The following is a 424-nucleotide window of genomic DNA, read 5'->3' as shown; positions in this document are numbered from 1 at the left end:
CGATCGCCGAGAAGTTCGCCATGGATGCGGAGATCCACGATGCCAAGAAGCGCATGAAGGTGCTGCTCATGGTCTCGCGCTTCGGCCATTGCCTGAACGACCTGCTCTATCGCTGGAAGATCGGTGCATTGCCGATCGACATCGTCGGCGTCGTCTCCAACCACTTTGATTACCAGAAGGTGGTGGTCAATCACGACATCCCCTTCCACCACATCAAGGTGACGAAGGACAACAAGCCGCAGGCCGAAGCCCAGCTTTTGGAACTGGTCGAGCAGACCGGCACCGAGCTCGTGGTGCTGGCCCGCTATATGCAGGTTCTGTCGGATGCTCTGTGCCGGAAGATGTCGGGCCGCATCATCAACATCCACCATTCCTTCCTGCCGTCCTTCAAGGGAGCGAACCCTTACAAGCAGGCCTATGAGCG

The 424-nt window shown here is 58.0% G+C and carries 1 protein-coding gene; it reads left to right on the top strand.

Translation table 11 applies throughout. The annotated features are described in order from the left end of the window. The coding region (locus tag DQ393_RS00845) for a formyltransferase family protein (protein ID WP_281023920.1) at window positions 1-424 on the top strand (424 nt) is incomplete at both ends.

The sequence above is a fragment of the Martinezella tropici genome, assembly GCF_003287875.1.
In the GTDB taxonomy this organism is placed as follows: Bacteria; Pseudomonadota; Alphaproteobacteria; order Rhizobiales; family Rhizobiaceae; genus Rhizobium; species Rhizobium tropici_C.
This window is presented reverse-complemented; position numbering and strand designations above follow the sequence as displayed.